Origin of the sequence: Pseudomonas sp. QE6 (assembly GCF_041379005.1) — a bacterium.
Taxonomy (GTDB): Bacteria; Pseudomonadota; Gammaproteobacteria; order Pseudomonadales; family Pseudomonadaceae; genus Pseudomonas.
Genome location: NZ_CP166873.1, coordinates 3,630,882 through 3,651,028, shown reverse-complemented (window position 1 = coordinate 3,651,028; position 20,147 = coordinate 3,630,882). Strand labels below are relative to the sequence as shown.

General features: G+C 61.2%; 14 protein-coding genes and 1 pseudogene. 7 read left to right on the top strand and 8 right to left on the bottom strand.

Going from position 1 to position 20,147, the window contains the following annotated elements; genetic code table 11:
• Window positions 1-108 precede the first annotated feature (108 nt).
• Window positions 109-2,409, top strand: coding sequence for a heavy metal translocating P-type ATPase (locus ACAW63_RS16875; protein WP_371234692.1), 2,301 nt, complete (start codon window positions 109-111; stop codon window positions 2,407-2,409).
• A gap of 168 nt (window positions 2,410-2,577) precedes the next feature.
• Window positions 2,578-3,135, top strand: coding sequence for an N-acetyltransferase family protein (locus tag ACAW63_RS16870; RefSeq protein ID WP_371227009.1), 558 nt, complete (start codon window positions 2,578-2,580; stop codon window positions 3,133-3,135).
• Window positions 3,136-3,603: 468 nt separating this feature from the next.
• Here ACAW63_RS16870 and ACAW63_RS16865 read toward each other — a convergent pair whose 3' ends face one another.
• Both ACAW63_RS16865 and ACAW63_RS16860 read right to left on the bottom strand, forming a co-directional pair.
• Window positions 3,604-4,500 carry a universal stress protein gene (locus tag ACAW63_RS16865; protein ID WP_371227007.1) on the bottom strand — a complete coding sequence of 299 codons (897 nt, stop codon included), beginning with the start codon at window positions 4,498-4,500 and terminating at the stop codon, window positions 3,604-3,606.
• A gap of 75 nt (window positions 4,501-4,575) precedes the next feature.
• Window positions 4,576-5,397, bottom strand: a complete 822-nt coding sequence (locus ACAW63_RS16860) for a hypothetical protein (protein ID WP_371227005.1) — start codon at window positions 5,395-5,397, stop codon at window positions 4,576-4,578.
• A gap of 133 nt (window positions 5,398-5,530) precedes the next feature.
• Here ACAW63_RS16860 and ACAW63_RS16855 point away from each other — a divergent pair, with 133 nt between their 5' ends.
• From ACAW63_RS16855 to ACAW63_RS16845, 3 genes are all read left to right on the top strand, one after another.
• On the top strand, window positions 5,531-6,091 hold the full coding sequence (locus ACAW63_RS16855) for an Hsp20/alpha crystallin family protein (RefSeq protein ID WP_371227003.1): 561 nt from the start codon (window positions 5,531-5,533) through the stop codon (window positions 6,089-6,091).
• Window positions 6,092-6,292: 201 nt separating this feature from the next.
• Window positions 6,293-7,201: a universal stress protein gene (locus ACAW63_RS16850; RefSeq protein WP_371227001.1), complete on the top strand. Its 909-nt coding sequence runs from the start codon at window positions 6,293-6,295 to the stop codon at window positions 7,199-7,201.
• 153 nt (window positions 7,202-7,354) lie between these two features.
• Window positions 7,355-8,293, top strand: coding sequence for a universal stress protein (locus tag ACAW63_RS16845; RefSeq protein ID WP_371226999.1), 939 nt, complete (start codon window positions 7,355-7,357; stop codon window positions 8,291-8,293).
• A 137-nt stretch (window positions 8,294-8,430) separates the two neighbouring features.
• On the opposite strand, the gene ACAW63_RS16840 is transcribed toward ACAW63_RS16845, so the two are convergent.
• Window positions 8,431-9,357, bottom strand: coding sequence for a LysR family transcriptional regulator (locus ACAW63_RS16840; protein WP_371226997.1), 927 nt, complete (start codon window positions 9,355-9,357; stop codon window positions 8,431-8,433).
• A 104-nt stretch (window positions 9,358-9,461) separates the two neighbouring features.
• Here ACAW63_RS16840 and ACAW63_RS16835 point away from each other — a divergent pair, with 104 nt between their 5' ends.
• Together ACAW63_RS16835 and ACAW63_RS16830 are read left to right on the top strand one after the other, a co-directional pair.
• Complete coding sequence (locus ACAW63_RS16835) at window positions 9,462-10,571, top strand: alkene reductase (RefSeq protein ID WP_371226995.1); 1,110 nt, start codon at window positions 9,462-9,464, stop codon at window positions 10,569-10,571.
• Window positions 10,568-11,578, top strand: coding sequence for an NAD(P)-dependent alcohol dehydrogenase (locus tag ACAW63_RS16830; RefSeq protein WP_371226993.1), 1,011 nt, complete (start codon window positions 10,568-10,570; stop codon window positions 11,576-11,578). Before ACAW63_RS16835 ends, ACAW63_RS16830 begins: the two co-directional genes overlap by 4 nt.
• 184 nt (window positions 11,579-11,762) lie before the next feature.
• Here ACAW63_RS16830 and ACAW63_RS16825 read toward each other — a convergent pair whose 3' ends face one another.
• The 5 genes and pseudogenes from ACAW63_RS16825 to ACAW63_RS16805 all read right to left on the bottom strand — a co-directional run bounded on the left by ACAW63_RS16825 (window position 11,763) and on the right by ACAW63_RS16805 (window position 19,816).
• Window positions 11,763-12,632, bottom strand: a complete 870-nt coding sequence (locus ACAW63_RS16825) for a hypothetical protein (protein WP_371226991.1) — start codon at window positions 12,630-12,632, stop codon at window positions 11,763-11,765.
• Window positions 12,633-12,673: 41 nt separating this feature from the next.
• The gene (locus ACAW63_RS16820; RefSeq protein WP_371226989.1) at window positions 12,674-13,129 is read right to left on the bottom strand and encodes an outer membrane protein assembly factor BamE; all 456 of its coding nucleotides are present in this window, start codon (window positions 13,127-13,129) and stop codon (window positions 12,674-12,676) included.
• A 62-nt stretch (window positions 13,130-13,191) separates the two neighbouring features.
• Complete coding sequence (locus tag ACAW63_RS16815; protein ID WP_371234691.1) at window positions 13,192-18,552, bottom strand: YadA-like family protein; 5,361 nt, start codon at window positions 18,550-18,552, stop codon at window positions 13,192-13,194.
• 21 nt (window positions 18,553-18,573) lie between these two features.
• Window positions 18,574-18,873 (bottom strand): annotated as a pseudogene (locus tag ACAW63_RS16810) (ESPR domain-containing protein); the annotation flags it as partial.
• Between the two features lie 64 nt (window positions 18,874-18,937).
• Window positions 18,938-19,816, bottom strand: a complete 879-nt coding sequence (locus ACAW63_RS16805) for a hypothetical protein (protein ID WP_371226987.1) — start codon at window positions 19,814-19,816, stop codon at window positions 18,938-18,940.
• Window positions 19,817-20,147: the final 331 nt, after the last annotated feature.

The window sequence follows — 20,147 nt, the reverse complement described above, 5'->3', positions numbered from 1 at the left end:
CTGCGGGAGGCGGATTGCACCGATTTGCCGCGACTGAAGCGGCCTCATCCGACTTCGATTTGTGATGGGACCGGTAAGCTGTAATGCGCAGCCCCAGGGATGAACATCATGGAACGCAGGTCATTCAACCGCTGGTCACAGTGGGGTGATCCCGCACTGCTGCTGATTACCAGCCTGGGGCTCGTGCTGGGTGGCTTGGCCCTGGCGCTGGGACGGGCGGATCTGGCCAGCCTGAGTTGGGCAGCAGGCAGCCTCTTGATGACGTTGGCCTTGCTCATCGAAGTTGTGCAACGCCTGCTACGTCGTGAAGCCGGCGTGGACTTGATCGCCCTGCTCGCCATCGTCGCGGCGCTGGGCTTCGAGCAATGGCTCGTGGCCGCGGTGGTGGCCCTGATGCTATCCAGCGGGCGTACGTTGGAATTCTATACCTCGCGCCGGGCCGTGCGAGAGCTTCAGGCCCTGCTGGATCGCGCGCCACGCTACGCGTGGTTGGTGGAGGGAGCCGAATTGCGCCGTATCCCCATTGACCAGGTTCGTGTGGGCCAGGTGCTGATGGTTCGACAGGGGGACGTTGTACCGGTGGATGGCCGGCTGCTCAGTGCCAGTGCAAGTCTGGATGAGTCGGCGCTGACCGGGGAGCCGCTGCCGGTTACGAACGTCAAGGGCAACACCTTGCCCAGCGGTATTGTCAATCTGGGGGAGCCATTCAAATTGGAGGCGTTGCAGACGGCGGAGCAAAGTACCTACGCCGGAGTGTTGCGACTGGCCGAAACGGCACGCCGCTCCAAGGCGCCCTTCGCTCGCCTGGCCGACCGCTACGCATTGCTCTTCGTCCCGGCGACGCTATTGCTGGCCGGGGCCGCCTGGCTGATCAGCGGCGAGCCACTGCGTGCTCTCGCCGTGATGGTGGTCGCCACGCCATGCCCGCTGATTCTTGCCGTCCCCATCGCAATCATGGGCGGAATCTCACGTGCGGCACGACGAGGGGTTCTATTCAAGGATGGCACCAGCCTTGAAGCGCTGGCGGAAGTGCGCGAGCTTTTCCTGGATAAGACCGGAACCCTCACCAGCGGCCAGGCGAAGGTACAAGCGGTGGAAGTGAAGGATGAGCGAGACGCAACGCAAGTCCTGGCCATGGCCGCTTCCCTGGCACAAGCATCGGTGCATCCCATTTCCCAGTCGGTGGTCAACGCCGCGAGGCTGCAGAAGCTGGAGTTGCATGAACCCTCGCACGTGGAGGAAATACCGGGCGCCGGGCTGGAAGGTCGGGTCGGCGAGCATCGTGTCCGGCTGGGCACTCTTCCCTTTGTCTGTGGTGGCGCAGACCCGGGCCAATGGGCTGGCCGCCTGCTGCGTCGAATGGACTATGGCTGTTACGGGGGCAGCTTCGTCGCGGTGGACGGAGAGTTGGCGGGAGCCGTCCTCTTTGCTGACGTCGTGCGCCGCGAGACGCCAGGTGTCGTGCGTCGCCTGAGGTCAGCGGGTATCAAGCGGATCGTGATGCTCACCGGGGACCGCCAGGAGAATGCAGAGGCAGTCGCCCTGGCTTCCGGAATCGATGATGTGCAGGCTGGTCTGGCGCCGGCGGACAAGGTTCGGGCGGTTCTGGAGGGAGGCCTATCGGGGCGTACCGCGATGGTGGGCGATGGCATCAATGACGCGCCAGCCCTGGCGGCGGCTGATGTCGGTGTTGCCATGGGGGCCGCGGGTACGGGCGCCTCCTCGGAAGCCGCCGGGGTAGTACTGATGGTGGACCGCCTGGACCGTCTGGTGGAAGCACTGGATATCGCTCGGCAGACCAAATCCATTGCCCGTCAGGCGGTATTAGTCGGCATGGGCCTGTCCCTACTGGCGATGCTGGTAGCGGCTTCTGGTTTCCTTTCCGCGCTTGCCGGAGCGGTTCTCCAGGAGCTGATCGATGTGGTGGCGATAGTCTGTGCCTTGCGGGCATTGGGTATGCGTCGGGCGCAGGTGAGGTGGCTGAGTGGAGAGCAAGTGGACCGTCTTCATCAGGAGCATGTGCAGTTGGACCGACTGCGAGCGCGGTTGCGACAACTGGCCGAGACATTCGCGCAATTACCACCTGATGTCGCTCGTGCCTCATTGGACATGCTTGTAGACGAGTTGCAGAAGCAACTGGCCGAACATGAGCGCGAGGACGAACGCACGCTCTATCCGATGTTGTCCGCGAAATTGGCGGGGGACGACCCACTGTCGGCGCTCAGTTATGGCCACCGCGAAATCTTCCGGCTGATCCTGTTGCTGACGCGAGTACGTGATGACCTCTTTCAGGAACCGTTGGCCGTGTCGCTGGAAGAGGTACAGACGCTGCTGATCCGCCTTGACACCCTGGTCCAGCTGCATTTTGACCAGGAGGAAGAGTTGTATCGATTCCTCGATCGGCGCTGATGCGGAAGCAGTCGTCGATGGGCTTGCACGCGTCCGTCGCCGCACACCGGTCGACAGTTGAATGATGAGATTGCGGCAGCTTGATCATGATCAAACCTGCGAGCCCCTTCCGGCGTACAAGTAAGTCAGCGGCTCACCCGCGTACCGACGCCCTGCCAGGAGGTTTCCATGTCAACTCACTGCGAAGCAGCTTGTGAATGCCCCGATGAACACTGGGTCGAGGCTTTGAATGACGGTAGCCATGTGTTGATCCGTCCGCTTCGACCCGATGACCGCGAGCGCGAGGCGGATTTCATTGCCCGGTTGTCGCCGGAGGCGCGTCATTTCCGATTTCTTTGCACCATGAGGGAAGCCAGTCCATCCCTGCTGGACCAACTGATGACGGTCGACTTCAAGGACAGTGTCGCCTATGTCGCCCTCGCGCATCAGGACGGGGAGTTGGTCGAGATCGGCATCAGTCGTTATGCGCGAGGGACAGATCCCCAGCAGTGCGAATGTGCGGTGACCGTGGCTGATGCCTGGCGTCATCGGGGATTAGCCGTGGCATTGATGCGCCATTTGATCGAAACGGCCAGGCTGCACGGCTTCAAGCAGATGTATTCGATCGACACGGCAGCCAACAGCGCGATGCACGAACTGGCGCGATTCCTTGGATTCAGCAGCCGCCAGGACCCCAGTGACCCCGCGCAGATCATTCATACCCTGCAATTGCAGCCAGCGCCGTAGGGCGGGGAGGCTTTCATGCGCACGCAACTACTCTGCACCAGTGACGGTCGATGCTATGTGCAGCTCGATCAATACCGGGTTCCTTTCGCCGATGAGCATCAGGCTCGCGAGTATCTGGATCGGCTCCATCAACGCCTCGCGGCTCCCCATGAGCTACCTAGGGGCACGCGTCGCGATAGTGAGCGGCGGCGCGCCGGTTGAGCGGGCCTTGGGCCGCTGTCATGGTCTGCGGAGCATGGGCCCACCTCTTTCTCCCGTATCCACCCACAGCAAACGAAGGTCACAGATGATTCTCGAAGGTTCGTTGATGGATACCAGACATATACGATTCTCCCAACGATCCCAGAGAAACACGTATTGGCTGTCACCGCCGGCGGGCGTGTAACGAAGCTCCATCCAGGCGACACAGGCGATCGCCCAGATAGAGAACAGCGCGACGAGAAACGCTAATACCTTCATGGGGTTGTCTCAGGGGCGAACCGCCAGAATGCTGGAGTTGATGCGATACAGCGTCTGCTCCGTGGTACTGCCGATGATCTTCGCCAGACCGGCGTGATAGAGCGTGCCCATCACCACAACATCCATCCGTTGCTGGACAGCGAACTCAGCGATGACTCGCATGGCGGGCCCCTTCGCCAGATGCTGACAGGGACGTCCCACGCCGAAGCGCGCGCCGATACGGTCCATGCGCTGGCGTGAGCGGCCGCTCAACTGTTCGTCCAGTTCCGCAGTCCAGGCCACCGGGCCGGCGGCATAGGCTAGAAAGCTGGCGCTCACATCGTAGGCCTGCAACAGATGCAACTCGGCGTCGCATTGCCGGGCGAACTTCTGGGCTGACTCGACAATCCGGTCGTTCAGCGCCTTGATCCCGGGTTCATCATGCGAAAGATCGATTGCCGCTACCACCCTGCGTGGCAATGGGTGCTCCGCCAGACTGACCAGGTGTACCGGCACCGGGCACTGGCGGAGGAGCTGCCAGTCGAGCGGGCGAATCAGGGCGCGGCTCAACGCTGGTTCGTACTGCGTATCCTTGACCAGTAGATCGATCTGGCGGGTTGTCACCAGACGAAGAATTTCCTCCAGCGGCTCTTCGCCCCAGATGGCCTCGACGCTGGCATCGATGCCATGACCACGGAGCCGTTCGAGCTGGTCATCAAGCCATGCTTGCTGGCGCGCCTGGATACTCTCCCGGGCCCGTTGCTGGGTGTTGTAATCGAGAAGGGCCAGACCATTTTGCAGGCTTCCCAGAACCACAATGTGCAGGCTTGCGCCAGAGGCGCCGGCCAGTGCCTGGGCGCGCGCCAAGGCAGGGGAATAGTGCAGGTCGGTGTCACAGATCAGGAGCAGGCGGGCAAAGGCGTTCATGATGCCTCCGGTGCGGCACGGATGGGCTGACGCTATGAGCCTGTGCTGCTCCGGCACGGTGTACTTTGATACTGATCAAGGGCGAGCTTGGCTACACCCGTTGAAACGGTCAAAGCGCCGCACAGGACCATCCGGATCTGGTATCGATCCGCCTCCGGCGGATGGCAAACACATTTCGTCCCGCACCCAGATTCGATGCGCCGGTACGCCATGCCACAGGCACAGGCGAGCAGCACGTTGCGCAAGGGGCGACGGAGCGGCGCAATACACGAGGTCAGGCACTTGCTTGCTAAGATGCTCCCGCAATCGCTCCAGCGGACAGGAGTCCAGGCCCGCATCGGAGAGCAAACCCAGCGACCGCAACCAGCTCCGGCAATCGTCGGGAAGACGGAGCGGACTGCTCGGATCGTGGATGAGTGTCACCCGCACCCAGGGCATCCAGCAGGCGAATTCGTCGATTGCGGCGACCACGGTCAAGATGCCGCCCTCGCTGGCGAAGACCAGTAGTCGGGAGACGCCCAGCGGCAAAGGCCACCCGGCACCGAAAGGGCCGTGATAGACAAGTCGATCCGTAACGCTCAGTGGAGGGCCGGGTTGGCTGGCGGCCACGATGAAGCGGCGCTCGCGCCCTGGCAGGGTCACGTAATTGAACGGGCGGGGTTCCCGCCGGTTGTCACTCAGTACGCAGTACTGCCCGGGAATGACGGCCTCTGCCTCGCTGCTTTCCAACAGCAGACGCAGGCACTGTGTCGAACCTGCAAGGGAGAGTTCATCGAGGACTCGAACGTGACAAACAGTCTCCCGTCCCATGCTGCGCGCTCCATGGCGAGCGTCGGCGAAATACGCCGGCTTCGGGTTCAGGCTAAGTAGCGACGTTGAGGCGACCTTGATCGTCATCAACTTGTCTTCGAGAAAATGGAAGCGGCGCCCGGAACGGCATTTGATCGGTATCAAAGTACAGCTCGATGGTGGTTGCAGAATCGAATGGCCTCGTCAGTGAGGCCACCTTCATCCTGCGGAGGAATGCATCATGTCCGAGCCCGCGAAAAAAGTACCCGTCAGCACGGTCCCCAACCAACCGACCAAGGCCTCTGCGCAGACCACCAGCCATTACAATCCATGGCATCCTTTCGAGAACCTGCGCCGGCAAATCGACAATCTCTTCGACGACTTCGGCCGTACCCCGTTACGTCTTCCGTTCGGCCATAGCGCCTTCGATGCCGATCCATTCTGGCATCGCGAACCATTCACCCATGGTTTGCCTGTGGTGGATGTCAGCGAACAGGCAGAGGAGTTCCGGATCAACGCCGAGCTGCCCGGCATGGATGAGAAGGACATCGAGATCAAGCTGGCCAATGGTTGCCTGATCATCAAAGGCGAGAAGAAGGAAGAAAAGGACGAAGCGCGGAAGGAGTACCACATCTCCGAACGCCGTTACGGCAGCTTCGAGCGGGTGTTCCGGCTGCCTCGGGAGGTGGACCCGGAAAAGATCCAGGCGCAGTTCAGCAAGGGTGTCCTGCAGGTGCAACTGCCCAAGCGCGCCGAGGCGGTTCATCCCGAGAAGGTCATTCCCATCAAGGCGGCCAAGTGAAGCACTGGCGCTCCCGGTGAACGGGAGCGCCCTTCTTCGATGGCTACGGTTACGGTATTGGAAGGTGCGGATTGCATCATCACCCTGTGCACGCCCTCCTCCCGACTGTCAGTCGATCGCAGCAGGCGTATCAGGTTTGCGACACACCGGCGCCGACGGTTTCCAGCCGCGCTGAGCCCATTGAAATGTCCGAGGTGCACCATGAGCCAGATTCAAAAATTGCTCCTGATTGCTCATCCAGACCTGCATGACACACCGGCGCTGCATCGCGCGACAGCCTTGGCGGCGGCCTGCGGGGCCTCCTTGCACGTACTCGCTTACGTAGAGCCTTTCGCGACGTTCAGCCTGCTGGCGCGGCATGTTCAGAACGATACCCGTGATAGCCTTCTGTCGGCGCAGCGTGAGCGCTGGGACAAGGAGTGCCACTTGCAGCGCGGGCTGGGCGCCGGAATCGATATGACTTCATCCGTGGCCTGGACGACCGATCTGCGAACCGATCTGCTCCAGGCCATCCGCGAACTGCAGCCGGACCTGGTGATCAAGGACATCCAGCACGAATCAGCGTTCAAGCGCTCATTCGTCACTCCGCTGGATTGGTTCCTGCTGCGCGAGTGCCCCAAACCACTGCATCTGGTCCATGACGCCAGCCACCCGCTGCCCCGCCAGATTGTCGCCGCGGTGGATCCGGCCGATCCGCGAACGCTGATCAGCGGCATCAACGAGCAGATCATATCGGCGGCGAATGGGCTGGCCCTGCAATGCAACGCCGAACTCCATCTTCTGTACATCTACGACTGCATGCCAGCCTACATGGCCAATCGGGGCGCAGGGGCCGTCGCCTGGGTGGACCTGGTGGAAGAGCTGCGGGCTTCCCTGCACCAATCCTTCGTCAAGCTGGCCGACCAGCACGGTGTGCCCCAGGAACGGCGCCATTTCCTGATGGGAACGCCGCTTCGTGGAATATCCCACTTCGCCCAGGAGAACAGGATGGACGTCGTGGTAATGGGCCGCGTACATCGCACGGGCGTAGATCGCCTGATTGGCAGTACGACGGAGCATGTTCTCGATCAGATTCCCAGCAGCGTGCTTGCCGTGGGCTCGAAAGGCTGAGCGCTGAGCATCGCTCAGGCCGTATGAGGCTGCTTATGGCAGTTGAGGTTACCGCCAGGGGCGCATGGGAAGGACTGAACTTGATGAATATCAAAGTCGGGCCGGCGACCTCGTTTCACGCTGCAGCTGAAGCGTTGCCGACAGCGGGGTAGCATGATGAACCAGTACCGGAAAGTGTTCCTAGTCGCGGCCCCTCATTGGCAGCAATCACCCGCTTATCGGCGTGCCTTGGCGATTGCTCGGAGAAGCAACGCTTCGCTGCATATCGGGATGTTCTTCGAGCCACGGCTAGGCCTGCCGTTCTTGATTGATCACCTGCGCGATGAACTGTTGACGCAGTGCCGGGCGGAATTGGAACGCGAAGCCGAAGTGCTTCGCGGCTCGGGACTGAGCGTGACCTGTGAGGCTACCTGGAGTGCCGATCCCTGCAAGGAAATTCTGGAACGCATAGCAACGCTCAAGGCAGACCTGGTGATCAAGAACGTGAATCACGAGCCGGCTCTGCGACGGGTATTCGTCACGCCACTGGACTATCGCCTGTTGCGGGCCTGCCAGGTCCCTTTGCATCTGGTTGCCGAGGCGCCCAACCCACTGCCGCTCAAAGTAGCAGCCGCACTGGATGTAGCGAGGCCGGAACTGCTCACGAGCGGGCTCAATGAGGGGATCCTCCAGGCCGCGCAGAATATGGCCAGCCTTTGTGGCGCCGAACTGCATCTGCTGCACGCCTGTGACCTGCCAACGGCCGTCGATTATGACTCGGCGACGCTGAGCAGCAGTTGGGATACCAGTTATGCAGAGCAAGTACGAATCTCGCTCTATCAAACGTTCAACCATGTAGCCGACAAATGGGGCGTCCCCATGGAGCGCCGCCACTTTGTCCTGGGTCCGGCGACTCAGGGAATCATGAACTTCATGTATGACCATCAGATCGATGTAATGGTGCTTGGGATGCAGCGGCGCCTGGGGCTGGACCGCATCCTCGGAAGTACCACCGAACGGCTGCTGTACCATGTTTCCGGCAGCTTGCTGGCAGTCGGCGCCGATGCTGCAGCCCAACCCAGGTTGCAACAAAGCATCGATGTTAAGCAGTGACGGTAGAGATCGTCCGTCTCTGGCCGATTTCTGCCGTTGGTGAGAAGCGGCTTTCGGCCAGAAGCAGACCTTGGATTTCTTATTCTCCAGCGCTGCGTCCCATTGGCCGAGTGATCACTTCCTCGATTAAAGAACCGTTAAGAGCTCTCCGAACGTTGAGGCCGAGAAGGAAGAACCATGCCCCGCTCAAACAGGACAGTACTGGCAAACTCGGTAAACGCGCGAACAGCCCGCGGAATGTGCCGCCTACTCGGAAAGACAAAGTAGACGCCTGCCTCATGGCTGTAGCCGGGCAAAACTTCCGTCAATACTCCTTGCTCCAGATGTGCGAGGGTGGTCAAGGCTGGCACCAGCGCAATACCCAGGCTTGCCAGCGCAGCGCCTAGTTGTGCCTGATGTGTGTTCACCTGAAATCGGCTGCTGACGGGCACTTCGATCATGCCGTCCGGACCGTGCAAGCGCCATGTGACCGGAGTGCCGCCGATCGCGGGCCGCGTGATGCATTCATGTTGGGTCAGTTCTTGCGGACTGATCGGTGTTCCATGGGTGGACAGGTAGTCGGGGCTGGCAACCATACGCCACTCAACCCAACCGATTCCCTTTGCCACCAGCATTGGCTCCACCATTTTTCCGGATCTGACCGCCACATCGATGCCGTCAGCCAGCAAGTCGGCGCGAGCATCGCTGAGCACAAACTCCACTCGCACGGCGGGGTGTCTGGCCATGAACTCGGCAATCGACTCCATGGGAAACCAGTTCAAGAAGTCCACGCCTGCTGCTACGCGAACCCGACCGCTCGGCTGTTTGCCGCTGTCTGCCAGATCCTGGGCGGACTGGCTTAGTGCGTCGATCTGCTCTGCACACTGCGCAAAAAAGGCTTGGCCGGCATCTGTCAATGCCAAACGGCGCGTTGAGCGCTGCAGCAAGCGTACGCCGAGGCTGCGCTCCAGTGCTTGCAGACGACGGCTGCCAGTGCTGGGCGGAATCCCCAACCGTCGCCCAGCCTCTGCAAGGCTGCCCGCACGTACCACGTGAACGAATAGGGCAATGTCATTCAAATCCAAGATCAATTATCCCAATAATGCACGAGTGCATGTCATTGCTTCATATTTTTCCATAATAACTCCCGACCTACCATTGCAGGCACCTTTTACGTAGGAGGTCTGTAATGCCCCATTCTTTGCATCACTCGGCGCAGCTTGGCGAACTGCATTTAAAAAATCGCGTCATCATGGCGCCGATGACACGCAGCCGGGCAACTGAAGCCAACACGCCCAACGCCTTGATGGCCGAGTATTACTCTCAGCGCGCATCCGCGGGGCTGATCATCGTTGAAGGCACCTCACCGTCACCGAACGGCCTGGGCTATGCGCGGATGCCAGCCATATTCAATAGCGCCCACGTACAAGGTTGGAAGCAGGTCACCACCGCCGTGCATGCCAAAGGTGGCAAGGTCGTACTTCAACTAATGCACGCCGGTCGGGTAGCGCATGTCGCCAATTTGCCCATCGGCGCAGAAGTACTTGGCCCTAGCGCGGAGCGCGCACCCGGTGACATTCATACCGACGCACATGGCATGCAGGCTCCCTCCACGCCACGCGCAATGAGTGTCGCCGATATTCAGGTGGCCGTCGCCGAGTTTGCGCGCGCCGCGAGTCTCGCCATTGAAGCCGGTTTTGACGGTGTAGAGTTGCACGCCGGCGGCGGTTATCTGCTTGATTCGTTTTTCAACGCAACCATCAATCGACGCAATGATGCATATGGCGGAAGTTCGTCCGCGCGTAACCGTTTCATTTTGGAAGTAGTTCGGGCTGTGGTGGGCGCAATCGGTGCGGCGCGTGTAGGCATCCGCTTCATGCCCCACAGCGGAGCCAATGGTGCATTCAACTATGCGGAAATGGACGCGCAATACGTCGAGCTCTGTCGGCAACTCTCCAGCTTCGGTCTCATGTACCTGCACCTGGTGAACTTCGAGTCGATGGGGCTGCCGCCGCTGCCCGTCAGCCTGCGCGAAGCCATGCGCAGCGCTTTCAATGCTCCGCTCGTATTGGCAGGTGGTTTTGACCAGACCAATGCAACGGGCGCACTGGAAAGAGGCGACGCCGAATTTCTTGCCTTCGGCCGGCCATTCCTGGCCAATCCCGATCTGGTAAATCGTTTGCGGGCCGGCGCTCATTTGAATTCCGCCGACTTCGCGACGTTTTATTCACGCGGATCACAAGGTTATACCGACTACCCAACTCTGGCTGAACAAAACGCAGCAAAGGTTGAAGCATGAAGACATCCCAAACCTATCGGCTGACAGCGCCAAGCCTGGAATCGCTCCAAATGTTTACTGAGAGCGTGCCTGCCATCGGCTCATACGAAGTATTGGTCCGGATGCGCGCCGCATCACTTAACTACAAGGACAATTTCTACCTGGCTGGCGCACAGGGTATTCAGCTGCCTCGCCCAACCGTGCCGCTATCGGACGGCGCTGGCGAAGTCGTAGCGGTGGGTGAGCGTGTAAATCGCTTCGCCGTGGGCGATAGCGTGGTAGGTAACTTTGTGCAGGACTGGCTGTATGGCCCTCTCGGCGATCACGCCGCAAATTCGAGCACGACGCTTGGTCACGGAATTGACGGCACGCTGACGCAATACCGGGTTTTCAACCAAGAGGGGTTGGTGACATTACCCCGTAATCTGTCTTACGAAGAGGGCGCCACGTTACCTTGCGCGGCGGTGACAGCCTGGAATGCCGTGCGAGAGGTACGTCCTTCGGAAACAGTGCTCATTCTGGGCACCGGCGGCGTAGCGCTTTTCGCATTGCAATTTGCCAGAGCGCTTGGCGCCCGAACTATTGTCACGTCTTCCAGCGATGCCAAGCTGGCTCGCGCAGCGGCAGTCGGGGCGGATCACTTGATCAACTATCAATACGATCCGGACTGGCACAAAAAAGCACGCGAACTGACCGGCGGCAAAGGTGTTGATCACGTAATCGAGACCGTTGGTCCTAATACGCTGGAACGCTCCATACTCGCGACTCGACGTGACGGTACAGTGCATTTGGTTGGCCTGATCAATCCAGTTGGGAAGATTGATCCAATGCTTATTCTTGGCGGTACGGTCACTGTACGTGGCGTGCGTGTCGGTTCGCGGCAATTGTTCGAAGAGATGAATACCTTCATCGAACGCAAAGGAATCCAACCGATTATCGGACATCGCTTTCACTTTAGCGATGCCTGGGATGCCTTCGCCCAGCAACTCAAAGGGCCAGAGTTTGGAAAGATCGTAATCAACTTCTGACGTGGAGTTGGTCGGCCGGAAGTCGTCGCTCACCAGTGGCAGCTTCTGGCCGATTTAGGCCATCCACGAGCGGCCGCAATGGGTCGGTAGCTGCTGGCCGTCAACAGCAGTAGCTCGCTGTTGCATCTACCGATTGCCCACAAAGGCGGAAGCGGCCATTCGGCACAAATGGCCGCTATCTCGCTCACTGCTTCACGGGAGCCAGCAGGGACTTCACCGCCTCGGGGAAGTAAGCCACCTGCAACGGGTACTCCTGCCCCAGCAGCTTGCCGTCGCCATACCAGGTCATGCCGTTCTGCTTGAGTACCAGGCCGCTGTCGGTGCCGTACTCGAAGTACGCGCCCAACGAGCTGCCGAAGGCGAAGCGCTCAGTATCCAAGCGCTTCAGCCGGTAAATCGCTCCATCCGGCGGCAACTGGTCCTTGATCCGCTGCAGATACTGCGGGGCCAGCCGAGCGAAGAGCTCACCAGACTGCTTGCGATACTCAGCCACTGTCAGACCCGGCCGCCGTTGCAACTCCGTAGCGATCAGCGCGAATACATCACCATTGGCCTTGGCCTCGGCCACCTTGATCGGCAGCACTTGGCCCAGGCGAGCAGGATCCACTTGCAGCGTCGGCTGGGCCGGCTTCCCCCCCTCCTCCGGCATCGCCACGCTCTTCATGAACTCTCCGGCGTCCACTGGCTGCAGCACGGTCGTCGCCAGGTAGGCAGCACAAGCCGTCGCCTGACCTGCCTTGTCACCGTTGTGCAAGAGAACGGTAGCGTCCTTGGCCTTGTCGTCGAGCTTGATTCCAGCCTTCTTCAAGTTGTCATCGACCTGCTGCTGGGTCAGCTCGCCGCGGGCCAGACCGCAGACCTGAGTCATCAGGCCTGCATCGCGCTTGCCACTGAAGGTCGGCTTCAGGGAGCTGACCGCCTCCTGGATGATCGGCAGCGCCGGTACGCTGACCCAGTTGCGTTGCACGACCTGCTCGTCAGAGCCCGGCTTGCAACCGGCGGAAATGACAAGGGAGCCCAGAAGGACGGCGCCAAGGAGAGGTTTGATGTTCATGGTGGGACACCTCGATAAACGAAACAGATAGGTTTTAAGAATCAGTGAGCCATTGCCTGGTGCCGTTCGGCGACCGGCGAGATGTGCGTCAGGCCATCCAGGCAGCCCTGCGGGAGGGCAAAGAAGGAGCGCGCCACCAGGTGGTCGTCGAACAGCACCTTGTACTGGCAGGTACGTTGCGCCGCGTTGGCGGAGGGACGGATGCGGAGCACGTAGTCCCATTCACGGACATCGAACATGCCCTCGGCAAAATGGGGAGGGCCGATGAGCTCTCGTACCTGGGCTTTGGTCATGCCCGGCAATACCTTCGACAGGTTTTCCAGGTTGACGTAGGTGCCTTCGGGGCGGTTGGCGTCCTGGACGGTCGGGAACACCGGCTTGTCGGTGGAGCCTTGGGCATCGACATCGCTGAGCATGCGGGTGCCGCAGGCGCTGAGGCCGGCGGTCATCAGCATGACAATGCTTACGACGACGGTACGGTGGAAGAAAGTGGACATGATGCTTACCTCGAATTCGAATCACTCGGAAAGGGCCCGGCTCGCGCCGGGCCCGAATGGGATTACCACTGATAACCGACGCCGACGGAGACACCGACTTCGCCCTGGGAATCCGCGCTGCCCTGCAGCTTGGTTACCCACTTGCCGTTGTCGGAGATCCGCGATACACCCACCGCCAGCGACGATTGACCGCGGTAGTTGCCGACCCCCGCCGCGGCCATGCTGGCGCCCGGACTGTAGGGTTGCGGCAGGCTGGCCATGGCCATGGCGCCGGCGATGCCCGCACTGAGCTGATCGTCCATCTCGTTGAGGTCATGGCGCAGGCCGTTGACCTGGGCATCGGTGTAGGCGTTCGCATTGTTGGTGATGTCCGCCACGCTCTTGTTCAGTTGGCCGAGGTTCACCGCATCGGTTTCGACAGTACCGGCCGCGACGTTGGTGATCTGCCGTTCGGCACCTGCACTACCCACCGAGACGCTGTTTTCGCGATCAGCCATCGAGTTGGCGCCAATTGCCACCGAGTTGCGGCCTCTGGCCTTGGCGTTGGAGCCGATGGCAGTGCTGTTGTCAGCGACCGCTTCGGCACCGGCGCCGCCTGCGGTGGATTGGGCGCCGGTGGCCTTGGGCTTGGGCAGACGGTTGGTGTTGTTCACCTGGAACATGCCGTCCGTGCCGTTCTGGATGTTGGTGACATCGCCCTCGACCTTGCTCACGCGCTTATCGACGTTGACCACGGTGTCGTTGATGGTCTTCACCGAGTTGTCGGTGTAGGCCTTCGACTCCGCGACGGCGCCGTCGAGCTGACGAAGGTTCACGGCGTCGGTGGCTTCCTTGCCGTCAGCGACATTACTGATAGTGCGGGTCTCGCCAGTTACCGCGTTGCCTACCGACACAGTGCCGACGCTGGCATTTGCCACGTTGGAATACTTGCCGGTGTAGGTCTCGGCACCACGCCCGTTGTCGCTGGCACCCTGCCCCAGGGCCATGCTGCCATCGGCCGAAGCTTTGGCACCGTCCCCCATGGCCATGGAGCCTTTACCGCTGGCCTGTGCGTTCGGGCCGATCGCCACCGAATCCACACCGCTGGCTACCGAGTCGGCCTTGGTGGAGTTGGCGTGGAAGTACTTGATGCCGCCGCCGTTGTTGATATTGGTGATGCTGCCTTCGATGTTGGTCACACGACCGTCGATGTTGGTGACACGCTCGTTGGTCTCGTTGAGCTGGGACATGTTCACCGCATCGCTGTCATCCACACCGCGAGCGACGTTGGTGATCTTGGTGCCGCCCACCTTGGTCACGCTGTTATAGGTAGGACCTCCCAGGGTGATGCTGCTGTGAGTGCTGTTGTCGTACATCACTGCGTCTGCGACGGAGCCACTGGTGATGGCTTTCAGCTGGGCGACGTTGACTGCATCGGTATCGTCAGCCCCAGCCGAAAGGCCGGTGATACGACGATTGCCAATGTTCACCTCGCCGGTGGCGGTACCGCCCACCAGATAGGCCTGATTGACCAGGGTGCTGCCATCCGCGATGGAGCCGGCGCCCAGGGCGACGCTGCCGTCATGGCTGGACACCGCGCCCATGCCGATGGCCACCGAGTCCACGCCCGAAGCGACCGAGTCGGTGCCGGTGGAGTTGGCGTGGAAGTACTTGGTGCCGGTCTCGTAGACATTGGTCACACGGCCGTCCAGGTTGGTCACATCACCCTGCAGGGTGGTGACGTCGCCTTCGACGTTGGTCACGCGGCCATCGAGGTTGCTGATGTTGGTGGTATTGGCGTCCACCTGCTGGTTGGTCGCATACAGTTGCGAGCCGTTGACCGCATCGACGGAGCTAGCGTTGACCGCACCGGCTGCCACGTTGGTCAGCACCTGTGCGTTGCCCGGGTTGCTGGCGTCGCCGCCGGCCGCGATCAGCGACAGCTGATCCGTACCCGTGCGCTGCACCGGCCCGATGGTGCCGTTGTCGATATTGGTGGTGAGGTTATTGATGTTGGTGTTGAGGTTGGTGACGCTGGTGTTGGTCTCGTTCAGTTGAGACATGTTCACTGCGTCGCTGTCGTTCACGCCGTCGGCCACATTGGTGATGGTGGTGCCGCCGGTGTGCGTGCTGTTGTCGTAGGTATCACCACCCAGGGTGATGCTGTTGTGGGTACTGTTGTCGTACATCACCGCATCAGCCACCGAGGCAGAAGTAACAGCCTTCAACTGAGCGACGTTGACCGCATCGGTGTCACCCGCACCGGCAGACAAGCCGGTGATGCGGCGGTCGCCGATGTTTACCTCGCCGGTGGCGGTACCGCCCACCAGATAGGCCTGATTGCCCAGGGTGCTGCCATCCGCGATGGAACCGGCGCCCAGGGCGACGCTGCCGTCATGGCTGGACACCGCGCCCATGCCGATGGCCACCGAGTCCACGCCCGAGGCGACCGAGTCGGTGCCAGTGGAATTGGCATGGAAGTACTTGGTGCCGGTCTCGTAGATGTTGGTCACGCGGCCGTCCAGGTTGGTCACATCACCCTGCAGGGTGGTGACGTCGCCTTCGACGTTGGTCACGCGGCCATCGAGGTTGCTGATGTTGGTGGTATTGGCGTCCACCTGCTGGTTGGTCGCATACAGTTGCGAGCCGTTGACCGCATCGACGGAGCTCGCGTTGACCGCACCGGCTGCCACGTTGGTCAGCACCTGCGCGCTGCCCGGGTTGCTGGCGTCGCCGCCGGCGGCGATCAGCGACAGCTGATCCGTACCCGTGCGCTGCACCGGCCCGATGGTGCCGTTGTCGATATTGGTGGTGAGGTTATTGATGTTGGTGTTGAGGTTGGTGACGCTGGTGTTGGTCTCGTTCAGTTGAGACATGTTCACTGCGTCGCTGTCGTTCACGCCGTTGGCCACATTGGTGATGGTGGTGCCGCCGGTGTGCGTGCTGTTGTCGTAGGTATCACCACCCAGGGTGATGCTGTTATGGGTGCTGTTGTCGTACATCACCGCATCGGCGACCGAAGCGGACGCGGCGGCCTGGAGCTGCGCAACGTTGACGGCGTCGGTGGCTTGCGTGCCGGCCGCCAACCCGGTGATCTGGCGGGTCAAACCGTTCGCCACATTGCCCACACTGACCGCGCCCAGGGTGCTCTTCCAGGTAGCGCTGGTGTTGGTGGAAGCCATCTTGGTCAGAGGGTCGTAACCCGCGATACCCGCCGCAGTACTCGCCACCGAACTCTGGCCCAGCGCCACCGATGTAACAGCCGTTGCCGAAGCCGCCTGTCCCAGCGCAAGGCTGCTATTACCGGTGGCTGAGGAATTTGCGCCCACCGCAGTGGATTGCCACGCCGAAGTGGAATATGTGCCAAGTGCGGTCGAACGCTCTGCACCTCCGGTTGTTTTGGCGTAGGCACCTACTATCGTAGAACCATTCGAGCCTAGGGCATTGGCAGCTCTGTAGCCGATGGCAACAGAATCGGTACCTCCAGTGGCGTTGGCCTCGGTGCCAACGGCCACGCCGTTGTTATTGTACGCTTGGGCGGAATCGCCGACGGCTACGCCGCCGGTCCATACCTTGGTGTTTCGGCCGATTGTCACGGCACCCACGTTACCCAAGGCGACAGCCCCCGAACCAATAGCGATGGCGCCTGCAGCATTTGAGGAGACGTCAGCCCCCCTCCCGATGGCGATGCCGTCAGTAGATGTCGGTGCCGTTTTCGCCCCCATGCCGATGGCCACAGAGTCCACGCCCGAGGCGACCGAGTCCGCGCCGGTGGAGTTGGCGTGGAAGTATTTGATACCGGTCTTGTAGATGTTGGAGATGTTGGTGGTATTGGCGTCCACTTGCTGGTTGGTCGCATACAGCTGCGAGCCGTTGACCGCATCGACGGAACTCGCGTTGACCGCACCGGCTGCCACGTTGGTCAGCACCTGGGCGCTGCCCGGGTTGCTGGCATCACCGCCGGCGGCGATCAGCGACAGCTGATCCGAACCCGTGCGCTGTACCGGCCCGATGGTGCCGTTGTCGATATTGGTGGTGAGGTTGGTGACGCTGGTGTTGGTCTCGTTCAGTTGAGACATGTTCACTGCATCGCTGTCGTTCACGCCGTTGGCCACATTGGTGATGGTGGTGCCGCCGGTGTGCGTGCTGTTGTCGTAGGTATCACCACCCAGGGTGATGCTGTTATGGGTGCTGTTGTCGTACATCACCGCATCGGCGACCGAAGCGGAAGCCGCAGCCTTGAGTTGTGCGACGTTGACCGCATCGGAATCCTCCGCGCCGGCCGACAGGCCGGTGATGCGGCGGTCGCCGATGTTCACTTCGGCTGTAGCGGTACCGCCCACCAGATAAGCCTGGTTGCCCAGGGTGCTGCCGTCCGCGATGGACTCGGAGCCCAGAGCGACGCTGCGATCGTGGTAGGCCATCGCGCCCATGCCGATTGCCACCGAGTCCCAGCCCAAGGCCATGGAATCCTGGCCCCAGGAGTTGGCGTGGAAGTACCTGGTGCCGAACTGATCGATATTCCAGACATGGTTGCTCAGGTTTTCGATCGCTACATTGGTGCCGAACAGCTGCGAGCCGTTGATGGCGTCGGTGCTGTCAGGGGCGATGCGACCGGCCGCCACGTTGGTTATGGTCCGCTCGTCACCCAGGCTACCCACACTGACGGTACCGGTCGGGTTGTCGCCGGCGAAGGTGTAGTAGCCCACATTGCCGATCATCGCACCGCTGGTGCCCACGGCAGCCTCGGTCACTGAGCCGGCGCCGAGAGCAACGCTATTGTCGTTTGTAGCCCTGGTATCGGCACCCAGCGCCAGCGACCTGTCACCAGTAGCCTGCGCTCCAGCACCTACTGCCGTCGCTCCTACCTTGTTGGCCAGGGAGCTGTTGCCCACGGCAGTGGCCCAGCCCTGGCCATCCACTGTCAAGGCCACGGCATTCTGGCCAGTAGCGGTGGAGTAACCGTCGGCGCGGCTGCCCGAGCCGAAAGCGGCGGCGAAGCCACCGAGGGCTTGGGCGCCCTGGCCAGCAGCGGTGGAGAAACCATCGGCGCGACTGCCCGAGCCGAAGGCGGCCGAGAAGCCACCGAGGGCTTGGGCGTCCTGGCCAGTAGCGGTGGAGGAGCCGGCGGCGCGGCTGCCTGAGCCGAAAGCGGCGGAGAAGTCTCCGAAGGCTTGGGCGTTCTGACCGAAGGCGCTACTCGACGTTCCCGCAGCAAGACTATCGCTGCCCAAGGACAAGGAATGAATTGCGCTCGCCTGGGCATTACTGCCGATGGCCACGGAGAATTGCCCGCTGGCCTTGGCATCGACCCCAATTGCCGTGCTTTTTTCTGCCGAGGCCTCAGAACGGGTGCCGACGGCGGTGGCGTCCATCCAGGTTGCGCGGGCGTCCACACCCGCAGCCAGGGCGTTCTGTCCGGTAGCAGAGGCATCGGCTCCCACCGCCGTCGCGCCGTATGCGTTCGCTGTCGCATTCTCACCGACCGCTACACTCCTCATGCCTGTAGCCGCCGCACCCGATCCAATTGCAGTGTTTGAAGCGTTCGCACCATCACTCGCGGTAGTACCGCCGTTTTGCAGGGAATCAGGATCAACCATATAGGCGTCGGCGTCCCCGCCTATCACCGCGAGCACTACAGCCGTGGCGATACCTGCCACGCGAGCCACACGGCTGGCACCCTTGCGGAAGGACTTGGCAATTTCGCTTGCTACCACCCAGGCATTGAGAGTGGTGTTCCAGACCAGTCGATATACCTTATTCATGGCGATATAACTCCTTCCCGACCCGAGAGAGTCGGATTTCAGTAGGGAAAAGGGATTGAGAAATTCAGCGAGATGCGGTGGGCAGCCTGGCGAGTGCCTGCTTCAGGAGCGGCCTCTCGATCGAAGCCCCCGGATGCGACAGTTCCTGCTGGTAGAGGCGCAGCGCGGCGGGAGAGTCCCGGCGAACGTATTGCAGATAACCGCCCGCGAAGAGCGCCGCTTCGCTGCGTGCGTCACGCCGTTGCAGCGGGTCGACAAGGCCCATGCCGTCGATGGCGGCGAACACGGCATCGACACTGCCCTTGCCGGCGTAGAGCTCGGCAAGTGCGCGTTGTTGCGGAGAGGCTGGCTTGACCTTGTCAGCGGCCGTGGCGAGCTTTGCGCGCAGGGCGGCAGACTTGCCTTTGTGCGTCCGCGCGGTCAGCCACAGCTGCCAGAGCTGGGAATAACCGGCTTCGTAGGCATTCTGGCTGCTCGCCAATGCCGCGAAGGCTTGCCGGGCCTGGGTAAATCGGTTGAGGGCGACGAGATTCACCGCGGAGGGCACCGCGGCAGCCCTGGCCAGAGGCCCTGCTTGCAGGCGGTCGTAACCTTTGCGGGCCCGGTCAGGGCGGCCGGCCGCATCATCCAGCAGGGCTTGCTCGAAGATGACGGAAGGATCGTTACGATCGACCACCGATGCCTGCTGCAGCATCGACTCGGCGGCTGCATTCTCGCCATTGATGAGCAACTGGTGGGCCTGTTGCGCCAGGCTGGCGGCGGACGTTGTAGCGTACGCAACACCACCCAGCGGCAGGCACGCCATCAACAAAGTGCAAGCGGCCTTGCGCAACTGAGAGACCGCAGACGGCGACAGGAAATTACCGCGGGTAGGCTTCGAGGCTACTTGCCAAAACGTTGAGCCAGACTCCCGAGGATCGACGACAGATTGGTTGACTTTCATGGCCGCGTACACAATGTGTTGAACATGTGTATAGGGTATGTACGAGCCTTCCTAGTCCATATCGGAAACAGAGTCGCGGCATGTAGGAATATTCTTGCCCTTATTCATTCTCTAGCGACACTGAATATTTTTTATATCTGTTCTTCCTAGCGCAGAGCCCATCACCAGATGCGAACTGATGATTCGAACCAACTACCCTGAACCTGGCAGCCAAACTTGATAAAGCAGACATAAGAAGGCGCAAGCAGGAGAATCCTGCTTGCGCCCGTTCGAAGAAGCCCGGAAGCGAGGCGTACCTGTTTTGACGCGTGGGTACTAGAACTCCAATACC

Bases quoted from the DNA above. Each gene is read 5' to 3' on its own strand.
- ACAW63_RS16835 (WP_371226995.1), top strand. From the start codon at position 9,462: ATGCCCCATTCTTTGCATCACTCGGCGCAGCTTGGCGAACTGCATTTA.
- ACAW63_RS16875 (WP_371234692.1), top strand. From the start codon at position 109: ATGGAACGCAGGTCATTCAACCGCTGGTCACAGTGGGGTGATCCCGCA.
- ACAW63_RS16850 (WP_371227001.1), top strand. From the start codon at position 6,293: ATGAGCCAGATTCAAAAATTGCTCCTGATTGCTCATCCAGACCTGCAT.
- ACAW63_RS16825 (WP_371226991.1), bottom strand. From the start codon at position 12,632: ATGAACATCAAACCTCTCCTTGGCGCCGTCCTTCTGGGCTCCCTTGTC.
- ACAW63_RS16845 (WP_371226999.1), top strand. From the start codon at position 7,355: ATGATGAACCAGTACCGGAAAGTGTTCCTAGTCGCGGCCCCTCATTGG.
- ACAW63_RS16860 (WP_371227005.1), bottom strand. From the start codon at position 5,397: ATGACGATCAAGGTCGCCTCAACGTCGCTACTTAGCCTGAACCCGAAG.
- ACAW63_RS16820 (WP_371226989.1), bottom strand. From the start codon at position 13,129: ATGTCCACTTTCTTCCACCGTACCGTCGTCGTAAGCATTGTCATGCTG.
- ACAW63_RS16870 (WP_371227009.1), top strand. From the start codon at position 2,578: ATGTCAACTCACTGCGAAGCAGCTTGTGAATGCCCCGATGAACACTGG.
- ACAW63_RS16855 (WP_371227003.1), top strand. From the start codon at position 5,531: ATGTCCGAGCCCGCGAAAAAAGTACCCGTCAGCACGGTCCCCAACCAA.
- ACAW63_RS16805 (WP_371226987.1), bottom strand. From the start codon at position 19,816: ATGAAAGTCAACCAATCTGTCGTCGATCCTCGGGAGTCTGGCTCAACG.
- ACAW63_RS16830 (WP_371226993.1), top strand. From the start codon at position 10,568: ATGAAGACATCCCAAACCTATCGGCTGACAGCGCCAAGCCTGGAATCG.
- ACAW63_RS16865 (WP_371227007.1), bottom strand. From the start codon at position 4,500: ATGAACGCCTTTGCCCGCCTGCTCCTGATCTGTGACACCGACCTGCAC.